10 protein-coding genes are annotated in these 15122 nt (G+C 43.1%); 2 read left to right on the forward strand and 8 right to left on the reverse strand.

Annotation, left to right across the window (positions count from 1 at the left end):
• Window positions 1-20: 20 nt before the first annotated feature.
• Complete coding sequence (locus FNH22_RS24545) at window positions 21-2972, forward strand: gliding motility-associated C-terminal domain-containing protein (protein ID WP_143401150.1); 2952 nt, start codon at window positions 21-23, stop codon at window positions 2970-2972.
• A gap of 23 nt (window positions 2973-2995) precedes the next feature.
• Here the strand turns inward: FNH22_RS24545 and FNH22_RS24550 are convergent, their stop codons facing one another.
• Window positions 2996-4003, reverse strand: a complete 1008-nt coding sequence (locus FNH22_RS24550; RefSeq protein ID WP_143401151.1) for a homocysteine S-methyltransferase family protein — start codon at window positions 4001-4003, stop codon at window positions 2996-2998.
• 183 nt (window positions 4004-4186) lie between these two features.
• Here FNH22_RS24550 and FNH22_RS24555 point away from each other — a divergent pair, with 183 nt between their 5' ends.
• Window positions 4187-5080, forward strand: a complete 894-nt coding sequence (locus tag FNH22_RS24555; RefSeq protein ID WP_143401152.1) for a Ppx/GppA phosphatase family protein — start codon at window positions 4187-4189, stop codon at window positions 5078-5080.
• Window positions 5081-5107: 27 nt separating this feature from the next.
• Here the strand turns inward: FNH22_RS24555 and FNH22_RS24560 are convergent, their stop codons facing one another.
• The 7 genes from FNH22_RS24560 to FNH22_RS24590 form a co-directional block, all read right to left on the reverse strand.
• Window positions 5108-6091, reverse strand: coding sequence for an ABC transporter ATP-binding protein (locus FNH22_RS24560; RefSeq protein ID WP_143401153.1), 984 nt, complete (start codon window positions 6089-6091; stop codon window positions 5108-5110).
• A 220-nt stretch (window positions 6092-6311) separates the two neighbouring features.
• Window positions 6312-8273, reverse strand: a complete 1962-nt coding sequence (gyrB, locus tag FNH22_RS24565; protein WP_143401154.1) for a DNA topoisomerase (ATP-hydrolyzing) subunit B — start codon at window positions 8271-8273, stop codon at window positions 6312-6314.
• A 240-nt stretch (window positions 8274-8513) separates the two neighbouring features.
• Window positions 8514-10025: a DUF4301 family protein gene (locus tag FNH22_RS24570; RefSeq protein WP_143401155.1), complete on the reverse strand. Its 1512-nt coding sequence runs from the start codon at window positions 10023-10025 to the stop codon at window positions 8514-8516.
• Between the two features lie 167 nt (window positions 10026-10192).
• The gene (locus tag FNH22_RS24575) at window positions 10193-10558 is read right to left on the reverse strand and encodes a CoA-binding protein (protein WP_143401156.1); all 366 of its coding nucleotides are present in this window, start codon (window positions 10556-10558) and stop codon (window positions 10193-10195) included.
• 41 nt (window positions 10559-10599) lie between these two features.
• Complete coding sequence (locus FNH22_RS24580) at window positions 10600-12186, reverse strand: NAD(P)/FAD-dependent oxidoreductase (RefSeq protein WP_143401157.1); 1587 nt, start codon at window positions 12184-12186, stop codon at window positions 10600-10602.
• 18 nt (window positions 12187-12204) lie between these two features.
• Window positions 12205-14010: a toxin-antitoxin system YwqK family antitoxin gene (locus FNH22_RS24585; RefSeq protein ID WP_143401158.1), complete on the reverse strand. Its 1806-nt coding sequence runs from the start codon at window positions 14008-14010 to the stop codon at window positions 12205-12207.
• 112 nt (window positions 14011-14122) lie between these two features.
• Complete coding sequence (locus FNH22_RS24590) at window positions 14123-15094, reverse strand: tryptophan 2,3-dioxygenase family protein (protein WP_143401159.1); 972 nt, start codon at window positions 15092-15094, stop codon at window positions 14123-14125.
• Window positions 15095-15122: the final 28 nt, after the last annotated feature.

Below are 15122 nucleotides of genomic sequence, written 5' to 3' on the forward strand. Positions count from 1 at the left end.
ACGTTAACCTCCTCCTGCGAATGACACGATCGAAGGTGATTAGATTTTCTTTTTTTATCCTTTTCGGATTTTTGTCTTTACAACAGGCACAGGCTACTCACCTCAGGGCTGGTGAGATAGTGGTTCGAAGATTAGGGGGTTTGGAGGTAGAAGTGACTATCATTGTGTTCACTGATTCGGAGCCGGGCATTACTGCTCTTTTCGGTGATGGCCAGCTCTCTTTTGGCGAAGTGGGCGATCGCGACGAGTTCAGGCTGCCGTCACAGCTGGCCAACGGGTTTGCTTACACGGCTACCCCGGAGGGCACCATCCTCAGCCAAGAACCTATTGATGTGAGCAATCTGGGAGAAAATGTCTCTCAGATCACATATACAGTGAAATGGCTCTATGGGTCAGTAGGTAATTACCTTATTACCTACACCGAAGCAAACAGAAATGACGACATTCAGAATATTCCTGATGATATCCCTTTCCATATTGAAACGGAAGTTGTGTTTGATAATTCGATCGGTATTAACAATTCCCCTGTTTTTTTGATCCCTCCCATTGACAGAGCATGTTCAGGCGTTGCTTTTTTCCATAATGCAGGTGCTTTTAGTCCTGATGTAGCCGCAGGGCATCGTGATAGCCTGGCGTATGAACTGGTCGTACCTAAAATGTCTTTAAATGCCAACGCAGCAGGTCATATTGAGGTCATAAACCCGGGTTTCTATTCCAACTTCAACCAGGGAAACGAGGATCGCAACGGTCCACCGGACATCACCATTGACCCTATTACAGGGGAGATCAAATGGGACTCTCCCGGGTTCGTTGGTGAATATACGATAGCTTTTGTGGTGAAAAAATATCGGTTTGTCACGGTTGGAACGTTTTCGGAATGGGTCCCGACCGGGTTTGTCAGAAGAGATATGCAGATCGAAGTAGAAGACTGTGACAATGAACGACCGGAAGTACAGGCACCGGAAGATATCTGCGTTGTAGCCGGTACTACATTGAATGAACTCATCACAAGCTCTGATCCTGATGGGGACGATGTAATGATAGAAGCGGCTTCCGAACTTTTTGAAAACGGTTCCGGGGCGTCGGTAGACCGTGACGGGTTACGGCAACCTAACCCGGGGTTTATGAACTTTCTCTGGACCACTGAGTGCCTTGATGTAAGAAGAGCACCTTACAGTGTCATCTTTAAAACTTCTGATTTCCCGGATAATGGGCCCAGTTTAGTAAGTTTTGATGATTGGAACATTACAGTCATTGGTCCTGAGCCGGAATGGAATTCTATTCAACCCATGGGGCAAGGACTGCAGTTACAGTGGGACAGCTACGAATGTCAAAGTGCCGACGCCATACAGATATGGCGCCGGGTGGATTCTAACCCTTATACACCTGATGAGTGTGAAATTGGGATCAGGGAAGATGCTGGTTACGAACTACTTACCACCGTACCACAGTCAGCTACCTCCTATGAGGACAATGATCTGATTCCCGGGGCTAAATTATGCTATCGCCTCGTAGCCACTTTCTCTGACGAGTCTGGCGAGTTCCCTGGCCAAGTATCCGATGAAATTTGCTTTGAGTTCGTACCGGCAGAAACCCCTGTGATCACTCATGTATCAGTGCAACGAACAGATGACACAGACGGTGAAATGGTAGTAGCCTGGCATGCACCCCTGGATTCAGGTACATTGACTCCACCCTTCACCTATCGCATTGAACGGGCAGATGGCTTCAGCGGAGATGTAAACCTGGTCACAGTAGGTGAGATCGAGGTACCCGATAGTGATCCGACTATCGACAGTATAGGCTTTGTGGACACAGGCTTAAACACACTCGACAATGTCTATAATTATCGCGTTACATTAATTGACCCCGGAAGTACTACAGATGACCTTGTTTCTGAAGTAGCTTCCAGTGTCCGTTTGGAGGCAACACCGGAAATAGGCCAAATACGCCTGACATGGAGTGCTGATGTCCCCTGGTCTAATGTCGTTATAAATCCTCCGAACATATTCCACGAAATTTTCAGGAGGCGTGAAAATGAACCAGAAAGTCAGATGCAGCGTATCGCGACCATAGATACCAGTCAATCAGGATTTGAATATCTTGATAATAACAACCTGGAACCCGACCAGGTCTATTGCTACCGGGTACTAACAAAAGGCACCTATGGAAACCCTGAAATACAGACGGGTTTAAGACCGCTTTTAAACTTTTCCCAGGTTACCTGCTCGCAACCTGCCGATGATACCCCTCCTTGTGCCCCGATATTAACAGTCGATGGCCCGGATTGTGATGATTTTCTGGCTAGAAACACCTGTAGTTTTAATGATTTCTCCAATGAATTGACCTGGACTACGGACTTCAGTGGGGATGCCTGCCAAAACGACATCAGGTATTACGTGATATATTACGCTCAAACCACTGAAAGTGAGTTTAGGGCCATTGACTCTGTAGCTACGGAAAGCTTTATTCACGAAGACCTCCCCTCTTTTAAAGGGTGCTATAAAATACAGGCCGTGGACCGTTCCGGCAATAGAGGTGAATTCAGTAATACGATATGCGTGGATAACTGTCCCTACTATGAACTACCCAACGTATTCACACCGAATGGCGACCAGTGCAATGAGCTGTTCCAGGCCTATAATGACATAGGCACGCTTGGTGCAGACGGTCAGTTTACAGGAGACTGTGGTCGTATTGAAGTGGAAAAATGTGCTCGTTTTGTACTGGGTGTAGAATTTCAAGTATTCAATCGCTGGGGAAGACCAGTGTTCTCTTACTCCGCCAGATCAAGGACTGAACCGGCCATCGCAGGTCTGAGTCCGATCCTTATCAACTGGGACGGACGCGGTGACAATGGCAATTTATTAGCCTCTGGCACGTATTACTACCTGGCTAAAGTCACCTTTGATACGGTTGATCCTCAAAATGCTGTTCAGGATATTAAGGGTTGGGTACAGCTAATACGATGATATTATCTGCTACTTGTTAAGAGTTAAACCTCCAGGGATTCACTCTTCAAAGCCCTCGGGGCATATTTCTTAGCTGTTTCAGCAATAGCCGTAATATGTTCCGGTGTAGTACCACAACACCCTCCAATGATATTGATAAGACCTTCTTTCAGAAATACCTCAATTTGTTCTGCCATATCATCCGGAGTTTGATCGTATTGTCCGAATTCATTGGGCAGTCCTGCATTGGGATGCGCACTCACAAAGAAACCGGCTTCTTTATTCAGTACCTGAAGGTAGGGCCTTAACTCTTTGGCTCCAAGTGCACAGTTCAGCCCAATACTGAGCAATGGCATGTGTTCCAACGATATCAAAAATGCCTGGGTGGTTTGTCCTGAAAGCGTACGACCACTGGCATCGGTTATGGTACCGGATACCATTATAGGCAATTTCATCCCCTTCTCTTCAAGCAATTCATCAATGGCAAACAATGCTGCTTTGGCATTTAAGGTATCAAATACGGTTTCCACCAGGAACATATCCACACCACCTTCCAGCAACGCCGTTGCCTGTTCTTTGTAGGCTGTTACCAGCTCTTCAAAGCTAATGGCCCTATAGCCAGGGTTATTCACGTCTGGTGACAGAGAGGCTGTTCGGTTGGTAGGCCCTATGGAACCCGCTACAAAACGAGGCTTATGAGGCTCTTTGGTCGTAAACTCATCAGCTGCCTCCCGGGCTATTTTAGCAGACTCATAATTTATATCGTAAACTGCATCTTCCAGATGATAATCGGCCTGGGCAATAGTGGTGCCACTAAACGTATTTGTTTCGGCAATATCTGCGCCTGCCTCAAAATAAGCCGCATGAATGTCCTTAATAATATCCGGGCGTGTAATGGAAAGTAGGTCATTATTTCCTTTTAACGGATGCTTATGGTCCTTAAACCGTTCCCCTCGAAAATCTTTTTCTTCTAATGTATAACGTTGGATCATGGTGCCCATAGCTCCGTCCAATACCAGTATTTTCTCCTTAAGTATATCTTCTATTTCCATCTTTCAATGATTTTAAGTCTTATCTTACCCTGTCTCAATTGATCTTCAGATATGTTTACTGCTCCTATTAATCCCTTCATGACCAACCAATATTAAATACGAACATAAAATTGAAAAGAATAATCTTAAAACGAGGCAACATTTTTTATTTATTGTTATCTCTGCACCTAAAAATAGGTTCCATTGAAATTAGCAGCAATAGACATAGGCTCTAATGCCATTCGGCTACAGGTTACAACTGCCATCCACTCAGATGATAAATTAAACTTCAAAAAACTTGAATATGTACGTTTTCCTTTGCGGTTGGGTAAAGACGTATTCAGCACAGGTTCAATAAGCGATACCAAGGCAGAAAAGTTCAAAAAACTCATGCATGCCTTTAAACTGCTGATCGACCTTTACGAAGTAGACGATTATATGGCCTGTGCCACTTCAGCAATGCGCGAGGCTGATAATGGTCGTAGTATCGTAAAGGAAGTACTCAATGATATCGGACTTACCATTGATATTATCGGTGGAGCTAAAGAGGCACGTTTGATCCATACAGCCATCAGCAAGTTCCTGGATAATAGTCGAAACTACCTGCACATAGACGTAGGTGGCGGAAGTACGGAATTGAATATATTTTCTGATGGAAAGAAATCTGTCGCCCGGTCTTTTAAGATAGGTTCCGTAAGAAGACTGGAACACCATGATTCCCCGGACATATGGAATGAAATGGAAGCATGGGTTTTGGAAAAGTCAAAAGAGTATGAAGGACGGATCACTGCAGTAGGCACCGGTGGGAACATTAATAAAATATTTGATCTAAGTCAAAAGCCGGTCCATGAAAAAATGACGTTGGATGAAGTTATTGACGTGCAGAAAAAGGTAAAAGCACTGTCTTATGAAGAGCGCATCGCCAGGTTACAACTTAATCCGGACAGAGCTGATGTGATCATTCCGGCATCTGAAATATACCTGGAAGTCATGAAATGGGCCAAAGCAGATAGCATCATTGTTCCGGATGTAGGACTAAAAGATGGTATGATGCAAGCGTTGTATGACCGGAATACAGGACCTGACTCTCAAAACTAATACTCACCTTCTGCTGTCCTTTACCTATTAAAGTACTAATAAAACAAATACATTTTCACCAGCATTAAACGCTCCGACCTCGGTGCGAGCAATGACGGTCTCTCCCTCCAGTTGAACCTCTACATCATCAAAACTGCCATAGTAGGCCCTTTGTAGTACCTTGCCTTTTACAGAGTTCTCTACTTGACTTTTTGAGACTTTCAACTGCTCAGGCCGCACAATGATCTGGTCTCCTCTCTTTTTGCGAACATCTATACCGTTGACAGACCATCTGTCCGTAATTATACGGTTAAACCGGCCAAATAAACCGGCTACATAAGGACCCCTCGGCATTTGATACAAATATTCCGGGCTTCCGGATTGTATCTCCTGGCCATTTTTCAACACAATGATCCTATCTGCCCATGAAAGTGTATCTCTTGGATCATGAGAAACTAAAACACAAGTGACCCCTAAATCATCTACCACATTGTCGATGACTGCTTTGATAGTTTCTTTATGCATAGCGTCAAGATTAGAGAAAGGTTCATCCAACAGTAATAATTGTGGAGAACGTGTTAGCAGCCAGGCAAGGAAAACACGCTGCTTCTCCCCTCCAGACAAACTTCGGGTATCTCTTTGTAACAAATGACTGATCTTGCAGGCTTCATATATTTTAGACGCATCTTCAGATGAAATCCAATACAGATCAGTCAGAATTTTTTCTACTCTTGTGAACTTAGGCAACTCAAAGTGTTGCGATAAATAGCCTATAGCTTCATGACCGGGAATCAGTTTTTCTCCCGGACCTTCAAGGTGCTGATCGTTAAAGCGTATCTCGCCGTTGCTTAATGATTCCAAGCCCGCCATAGCACGCAAGAGGGTGGACTTACCTGATCCGGTTTCACCCACTATAGCTACTTTTTCACATAAACCTATTGCCAAACTAAGGGATTCAACAACAAGGTTATTTTCCTCATATTGAAGAGAAACATTTAATAATTCAATAAGTGGTGCATTACCCTCTGCCATGCATTTTATTTCTTATTGAAAATGTAATTGATTTTTTCATATTAAAATACTATTTATCAATTAGTTACAATTGAAAAATAAAGCGATACTTTAATAAAGGATTGAAAAAAATCCCCTAGTGATTTTCGTCTGTTTCCGGAGTATTTAGCTGTATAAAAATGAAAGCCGTTCAACAATTGAACGGCTTTTGAATGCATATTTTAAGAGGTAGTCATCTACCCTATACGTCTACCTTAGCATATTTTGCATTACGTTCAATGAACTCTCTTCTCGGCGCTACTTCATCCCCCATGAGCATTGAAAAAAGATGATCAGCCTCCGCGGCAGAGTCTATCGTAACCTGCTTTAAGCTGCGCATTTCAGGATCCATTGTGGTTGTCCAAAGTTGTTCAGGGTTCATTTCTCCCAGACCTTTATACCGTTGTACGCCTACAGTATCCTCTTTTCCTGACTCACCTGCCAGCTCCATAACCAACCTTTCACGTTCTTCTTCCGTCCAGCAGTATACTTCTTTCTTCCCTTTTTTCAATAAATACAAGGGAGGAAGCGCTATGTACAGGTACCCGCTTTCTATGAGTGCATGCATGTAACGGAAAAAGAAGGTTAAAATCAGCGTACGAATGTGACTACCATCTACATCGGCATCCGTCATGATCACTATTTTATGATAGCGTAATTTTTCCATGTTCAGTGCCTTTTCATCTTCTTCCGTACCAAAGCTCACTCCCAGTGCGGTGATCATATTCTTGATCTCCTCGTTTTCATAGATCCTGTGTTCCTGGGCCTTTTCCACATTCAATATCTTTCCTCTTAGTGGTAAGATAGCCTGAAAATTACGGTCTCTTCCCTGCTTCGCAGAGCCACCTGCGGAATCACCCTCCACGAGATATAGCTCACACACAGCGGGGTCATTATTAGAGCAATCTGCAAGTTTACCGGGTAGTCCGGTTCCGCTGAGCACGTTTTTACGTTGTACCATCTCACGGGCCTTCCGGGCAGCATGCCGGGCCTGTGCAGCGAGAATTACCTTCTGAACAATGGTTCTCGCTTCTTTGGGGTGTTCTTCAAGGTAATTGTTAAGCATCTCCCCTACCATGGTGTCCACCGCACCCATGACTTCAGAGTTACCTAATTTGGTTTTTGTTTGTCCCTCAAACTGAGGTTCAGCAACCTTTACTGAAATAACAGCTGTAAGTCCTTCCCGGAAATCATCCCCGCTAATATCTATTTTCACTTTGTCCAACTGACCGGATTTATCCGCATATGATTTTAGCGTCCGGGTCAGAGCGCGGCGGAAGCCGGCTACATGTGTTCCTCCTTCTATCGTATTGATATTATTCACATAGGAAACTACATTTTCAGAATAAGAGGTATTGTAGCTCATGGCTACTTCAACAGGGATTTCGCCCTGATCTCTTTTTATAAAAATAGCTTCGGGAATTAACCTTTCCCGGGTACTATCCAGGTATTCCACAAATTCTTTCAGTCCGCCTTCGGAAAAGAAGTCATCACTTCTGGGGTGTCCGTCCTCGTCTTTCTCACGACTGTCCTCAAGGTGGATCTTGATACCTGCATTTAGAAAAGAAAGCTCTCTCAGCCTGGAAGCTACCGTTTCATAGACGTATTCGGTTACCGTGAATATTTCATTATCCGGCTTAAAGTCAATAGTGGTACCCGTTATATCGGTCGTACCTACTTCCTTTACATCATACTTTGGCTTACCTCTTTCGTAAGTTTGCTCAAACACTTTACCATTTCTGTGAACCGTAGCTTTAAGTATGGTAGAAAGGGCATTGACACAGGAAACACCTACCCCGTGCAATCCTCCCGATACTTTGTAGGTATCTTTGTCAAATTTACCACCGGCATGAAGTACCGTCATCACCACTTCCAGTGCAGATTTTTTCTCTTTAGCGTGGAAGTCAGTCGGTATACCCCGGCCATTGTCAGAAACAGTAATGGAGTTGTCCTCATTAATCGTAACGGATATTGCATCGCAGTGCCCTGCCAGGGCTTCGTCAATTGAATTATCCACTACTTCCCATATGAGGTGATGCAAACCTTTAACGCCGACATCTCCAATGTACATAGCAGGTCTTTTTCTCACGGCTTCCAGACCTTCCAACACCTGAATATTACCTGCTGAATAATCGTTGTTTCGTTGTTCTTCTTTTTCGCTCATAATTAAGTTTCAAATAGCTTCAAATTTACACTATTTCGCGGTCTTTTTCATGTTAAAAACAGGGTTTATTACGAACCGTAACAGACTGAATAATACTCGTTAAAATACTATTGTTTAAAACTATAATCTAATTATAGTTATGTGTTTTAACAGATAACTCCTCCTGCTGACACACACCACAATTATTCACAAAATGTACTTATACATTTCGGAGTATAAAACTCAATAAATAAGGGTCATTTAAGCGCCTTGATGTTCGGCTCTGAGCAAGTCATTAATTGTTTTTACCGGGTTAAACGTGATCAACGGCACTTCTACAAACAGCGTGATCCAGCCTGCCATAGAACCGTTCCACAAGCCCGGGAGCTCAAGTGCTTTCAAACGACGACCACTTTTGGACTTTTCCGTGATAAACCCGGTTTTAGGATCACGGTATTGAAGCAGGTCGAACTTATCATTTTTGTAGTTCTTAACGGAACAAACCAGATCGGTAGGGCTGAAATGCGTAGAATGTTTCAAATGAGACATGGCCATTTCATCATCTGGGTCAATTTGCGATGTCTCGGCTATCTGAAGGGAGAGTCTTCCACCCTCTCCTGCTACCCAAAACGGACCGCCGCCAGGCTCTCCGGTATTCTCCACTATTCCACAAGCACGGATCGGACGGTTCAGGGCATTATGAAGCAGGGTAGCTTTACTGGCCAGATCCCTGGTAGGATAGTCCTTGGGCAGATCAACCATTAACTCGGCAGTGAGGTAGTTTTCAATTACCTTTACCAGGCTCTCATCTGCACCTGCGTCCAGCTGACTTAAATAGTCGAATACCTGATTTCTGACCGAAAGTAAAAGACCGGCAAGTGCTTTCTTAAAACGGATTGTTTCTTCTTTGAGATGGTCCGGAACTACATTGTCAATATTTTTGATAAATATTATATCCGCATTTATATCATTAAGGTTTTCCAGCAATGCTCCATGTCCGGCCGGTCTAAACAATATTTGGCCATCATCATTATAGAAAGGCTCATTGTTCATGGTAACAGCAATGGTATCGGTAGACTTTTTTTGTTGTGAAAAGCTGACTTCAAAGGTGTTGTCAGAAAAATCACTCTTAGCTTCTTCTACATGCGCTTCAAATGCTTTTTGATGCTCCGGAGATACGGTAAAGTGTAAACGTATCTTATCTTCCGAACCCCGTGCGTATTCCACCCCTTCCTTAAAATGCTCCTGAACCGGGGTCCGTACGAAACTTCCATAGTTATGAAATTGTAATAAGGCCTTGGGAAGCTGTCCGTAGTTCAACCCATCCTCAGTTAACAACGCCTTAACAATGCTATGGTACCTTCCTTCTGACCTCGCTTCAGCCAATGAATCACCATTTTCTTCCATAGCCTTTTCCAGGGATTTCACAAAAGCAAAATGATCTAATCCATTAATAAACTTTTGGATAAAGTCGGAAGAAGCCCCTTTACTTTCATCTTCCTCCAGGTATTCAAAAAGCAACTTGAACATACGACTGGCTGCGCCACTGGCGGGCACGAACTTCAATGCCTGTAGCGTAGGTAAGCTTTTTTCATACAGACTCATAAAACCCTGTATATCAGTAGATTCCAACTTTCTTATTCCATCACCAATAGAAGCAGAACGTACAATGCTAAGAAATGGAAAACCGGTCTTAAAATATTCCAGTTGTTCTTTTACTGTAGCGACATCTGCGCCTGCTTTTTTCAATTCTTCTATAAATGATGCTTCCATTTTATTGAGTTATTTAACGATGAATCTTTTTATTAGATAATGACTTGAATTTCGACGTCAAATATAGCCTTCAAAGAGAACGAAGCAATAGTATTTTAATGACTTTGATCCCAACAAGTGAAAATTAGTGTATACGGTAAGTAGCGGGGTTAAAACCGATCCGGGAACTAATACGCACCCAATCTCAAAAGCACCAGGGTACAAGCTTCTTCCGTGTCTATGCCATGTTGATTTGCCAACACCCTGAACGTTTCATTTTCGGTACCCGGGTTAAAAATGATGCGCTCAGGTTTTAAGCTCAAAATATAATCGTACCATGGGGCCTGATTCTGCGGCCCAAGGTAGAGTGTAACCGTATCGACACCCTTTACTTCAGGCTTTTGCCTTATATCCATAATTTCCACTCCTGAAACTTCACCCTTTTTAATGCCTAACGGCACAATTTCATGACCTTTAGCGGTAAGCATGTCAGCGGCAAAGTAGGCGTAACGTGATGGGTTGGTTGTGGCCCCTATAATGGCAGTTTTTTTCATAGCTGGGAAATTTACAAAAGACAGAACATCAGATTCGGCATCTATGGCACAATTACTTTGTTGAAGTACTTCATGGCCAAGGCTTCCGCACAACGCTCTCCATCCATGGCAGCAGATACAATGCCCCCGGCATACCCTGCTCCTTCTCCACAGGGATAAAATCTTTGAAAGTCAACATGTTCGAGGGTTTCTTTGTTCCTTGGGATACGTACCGGTGACGAAGTTCTGCTCTCTACGCCTACGATCTGGGCCTCGTTAGAAAAGTAGCCTTTCATTTTTCTGCCAAATGCCTCAAAACCTAATTTCAATCTTTCTGCAACGAAAGGCGGCAATATGTCATCCATAGCAACGGACGTCAGGCCCGGCTGATAAGATGTCGGTGGGAGATTAGAAGATACCTTTGCTCTTGTAAAGTCAACAAGGCGTTGAGCAGGAGCTAGTTGCCCACCACCAGCCATCATACATGCTTTTTTTTCTATGGCTGACTGAAAATGCATGGCAGCCAGCGGGCCGTATTCAGTATAGTCCGGGATATCTGTCATTTCTACTGCTACCACTATTCCGGAATTAGCATATTTAGAGTTTCTGCGGGAAGGGCTCATGCCATTCACCACCACTTCACCAGGTGCAGTAGCAGAAGGTACGATAAACCCTCCGGGGCACATACAAAATGAAAAGACCCCTCTCGCTTGCCCTTCATACATTACCTGGTGAACCAGGGAATAGGATGAGGCAGGCAAATACTCACCACGGCCATTATCACAATGGTATTGGATGTTGTCAATAAGCTCTTGCGGGTGCTCTACACGAACCCCCAGAGCAAAAGGCTTAGCTTCAATAGTAATTTTCTTCTTAGGCAACAATTCAAATATGTCACGGGCCGAGTGACCGGTAGCTAAAATTACCGCTTCACCCTTCAGCTTTTCTCCACATTCGAGTATTACCCCTGAAATCTCATCACCGGTTACCACAAAGTCTGTCACTTTTGTATCAAAATGTACTTCACCTCCTGCCGCAAGAATACTCTCTCTCATGGCGGCCACTATACCCGGCAGCTTATTCGTACCAATATGCGGATGTGCTTCGTAAAGTATGTCTTCCCTGGCACCATGTGATACCAATACCTCCAGTATGCCTAATATATCGCCTCTCTTCTTTGACCTTGTATATAACTTACCATCCGAATAGGTACCAGCGCCACCTTCACCAAAACAGTAGTTGGATTCAGGATTAACAATATGATGCTTATTAATGGCAGCAAGATCTCGTCGCCGGGAACGCACATCTTTTCCTCTTTCCAGTATTATGGGCTTAATCCCTAGTGCTATAAGACGTAGCGCAGCAAACAAGCCAGCGGGTCCGGCGCCAACTATAATGACCGAATTAGCCCGGGTTACATCCCGGGTAGGCTGCCTATAACGGATAAGTGAAGGTGCCGGACTATTTTTTTCATAAATCTCTACCTGTACATTAACCTTTACCGCTTTTCTCCTGGCATCAATGGACCGTTTTACAATTCTATAACTATCAGAAATATCGACCTTGAACTTTTGACGAACCAGTGTATCAAAGCGGGATTCATCAAAGGCATCTTCAGGCCTCAAAGTAAGATCATATCTCTTTTTCAATGGAATGGTGTGTTCATACTATCGGCGTCGTGCCCCAAAAGAAAATGCATACCCCAGGCTCAAACCAAAGTTAAATGTTAAGGGCACCTGGTTTTGATTGAGTTCATCAAATACCTTATTAAAATTCGATTCCACGTCGAAGTTACGATAGCCCGTTCCCAGGCTTACAAAACCATCCACCGTAAACCCCTTACTTCTTGTATTTTGCATTAGCCGATACCCCAGAATAACGGAATACTCAATCTTCTGTTCCGAAGCGCTGGCACGAATGATACTTGCAGCAGCAGGTTCATTTATGATATTAGCAAAGTGACTTAGATTGGAAAATCGTATTTCATGCCCAAAATACCATAACCCATATTTATTATCCGGATTATAAAACTTCTGTTTCAGTGCCATGTTATAACCTCTGGTAAAAACATCGTTCAAAGCTACGTCGTCGTCCATAGTATAGAATGGGTCTCTGATACCTTCAAACTCAAACTCATGTCCTAACCTTTCCTGTAAATAAAACTCTACCCCGAATGGAGCTCTTCCCAGGAAAGACAGGAAAGGATTAAACTGCATAATAACCCCTTGAAATTCATTGATCTTAGCATCAAAGTATTTAAACTTTCTGGACTTGAACCGATATTCACCTACACCGTATTTTTGAGATGATCGCGCACGACTGTTTTTTACATTAGAGATATCAGGTTGGTCATAAATAGGCATATAATAACCGGAAAGTTCCCCATCATTTTTATAAAGCTCCCACCGGCCGACTTTCTCATCATTTTCCAACATCCCTTTTGTTTGTAAGGTGCCATCAGGGTAATATCCATGATACTCTCCTTTGCCATCTTCAAAATTGCACTCCCCTTCCAACTGTCCCGTTTCGTAGTAATACTTCCAAAGCTTCTGTTTCTTCTCGTTTTGTATCTTCCCTTTCATGCGCACTTTTCCACTTAAATAATACTCCGTGTAGATACCACTACCTTGATCAAAGTTAGTCTCCCCTCTGAGTGTGCCATCATCATTGAACAGTCCCCAATAACCGCTCTTTTTCCCATCAATAAATTCTCCACTGGAGCTTACCTCTCCATTTTCATGGTAATAAGACCACTTACCCTGGGCCTCATCATTGTCAAAAGTTCCGGTAGCGGCCAGTTGTCCGTTTTTATAATAATATTTCCAGTCACCGGTTTTTTTTCCATTCTGGTACAATCCTTCTGCCTGCAGCTGACCATTTTTAAAATAGTAACGCCATAGTCCTACATGATAAACACCGGACTTCGGGCCTTCAGCACGCTTTTCCCTTGTTGCATAATATTCAACGGCCCTGCCTTTGCCATAAGTGTAATCCGTCACACCCTTTTTTTGTCCGTCTTCATAATACAATGTCCATATCCCTTCCCGTTTATTCCCTCTGAAATTACCTTGCTCCTTCAACTCCCCGCTTTCATAATAAATCAGCCATTCGCCACGTCTTTTTTGACGGCTTATCTCCCCTTCCATACTTTTTATGCCACTTTCAAAATAATACTCCCAATACCCATCATTAGAACCTGGCTTAAGATTACCTACCATTTTCAGATTACCGGTCTCATAGTAAAATTCCCATGAGCCTACCGTTTCATTATTAGAGAACCGACCTTTAGACTCTAACTGGCCATTGAGATAATAAGAAAGATATCCTCCTTCAAGTACATTGGAAAAAGTATCTGTGACATGATATACTTCCTTCACCTTTTTCTTATCCTCATCATGATAAGTAAAGCGTTCTATCTGGCCATAAGAGACCATGGTTACTAGAGACAGAGCTATATAGGTAAGTGCTTTCAAAAGAATGGATTTCACACGAAGATAAACAGATAGAAAAACTTAAAGAAATGGGATTTCATTTATATTGTGCCTCTGTTATGTGCTGAAAGTGAGGCCCTGGCAATTGTAAGTATCAATGATCTTCTTTTATTATTTCTTTCATCACCCATCCCTTGCCCCATTCGGCTATTTCCTGTGCCGTCCACAACTCCGGGAAGAAGATCACTTTCTGAAAACGCGGTGGTAAATATTTTTGCCAGTTGGTACCTCCGGTTGCCACAATGTCCGATGGGCTCTTTTGCAAATACTTTACCGCCGATTTGTAATGTGCCAGAGGCCAATACACATTGGCCAGTAGATCATACCTGCGAAGTACTTCCTTCACATCATCATTTTCAACTGTATCTTTGAAATGTGTCTGATATAATTTCAACAGGTTTTTATTTTTAAACTGCTGAACACGCTCTGCAAATGATTGGGCATATTTTTCTTCAAACTGCCGCAAGGTCAACGTTTTTTTGCCTGAAGCCAATTCTGTCGCACCCTGTTTCCAATACAGGGCATCCATAAGTTTTTCTATATCATCATCGGGTGTCAACCCATCCCTCATATTGACCGTAGAGAGGTTGTAAATATCAGTACTACTTAACTCGATCAGTCTGTATTGTGCCGATTGAAACCCACTGGAGGGTAACAAGGACATTCTGAACTGTAAGAACTGATCACGGTCCATACCTTCGACCATCACGGAAAAACTATTTTCCAGCAATTCGAAATAACGGTTTACCCGTGTCATTCTTTCGATGAAAAATGCTTTCTCCAGGCGGTCTACATCACTCATTTGTTCGATTTCCCACAGGACCAGTTTAAAAAAAAGCTCAGTATGCTGATGATAGACAATAAAGATCATTTCATCTTTAAAGCCTGTTTTAGGGGTTTGCAGACTCATTAAAGTATCCAGATGGATATAATCCCAATACGTGAGATAGTCTGAGTACAAAAGTCCATCCAGGTAGGAAGAAAGGTCTTGTCCCATCACCTGGTATTTTTCTTCCAGCTTTTTGATCTGCTCCAGGATGCGTGAATCCATTTTACCTTCCGGCATATACGTTTTTATAATAATTGGTGTATGT

The organism is Fulvivirga sp. M361 (assembly GCF_007097395.1).
GTDB lineage: Bacteria > Bacteroidota > Bacteroidia > Cytophagales > Cyclobacteriaceae > Fulvivirga.

Coding starts and splice junctions, on each gene's coding strand:
- FNH22_RS24545 (WP_143401150.1), top strand. CDS start 21: ATGACACGATCGAAGGTGATTAGATTTTCTTTTTTTATCCTTTTCGGA.
- FNH22_RS24590 (WP_143401159.1), bottom strand. CDS start 15,094: ATGCCGGAAGGTAAAATGGATTCACGCATCCTGGAGCAGATCAAAAAG.
- gyrB (WP_143401154.1), bottom strand. CDS start 8,273: ATGAGCGAAAAAGAAGAACAACGAAACAACGATTATTCAGCAGGTAAT.
- FNH22_RS24560 (WP_143401153.1), bottom strand. CDS start 6,091: ATGGCAGAGGGTAATGCACCACTTATTGAATTATTAAATGTTTCTCTT.
- FNH22_RS24570 (WP_143401155.1), bottom strand. CDS start 10,025: ATGGAAGCATCATTTATAGAAGAATTGAAAAAAGCAGGCGCAGATGTC.
- FNH22_RS24575 (WP_143401156.1), bottom strand. CDS start 10,558: ATGAAAAAAACTGCCATTATAGGGGCCACAACCAACCCATCACGTTAC.
- FNH22_RS24550 (WP_143401151.1), bottom strand. CDS start 4,003: ATGGAAATAGAAGATATACTTAAGGAGAAAATACTGGTATTGGACGGA.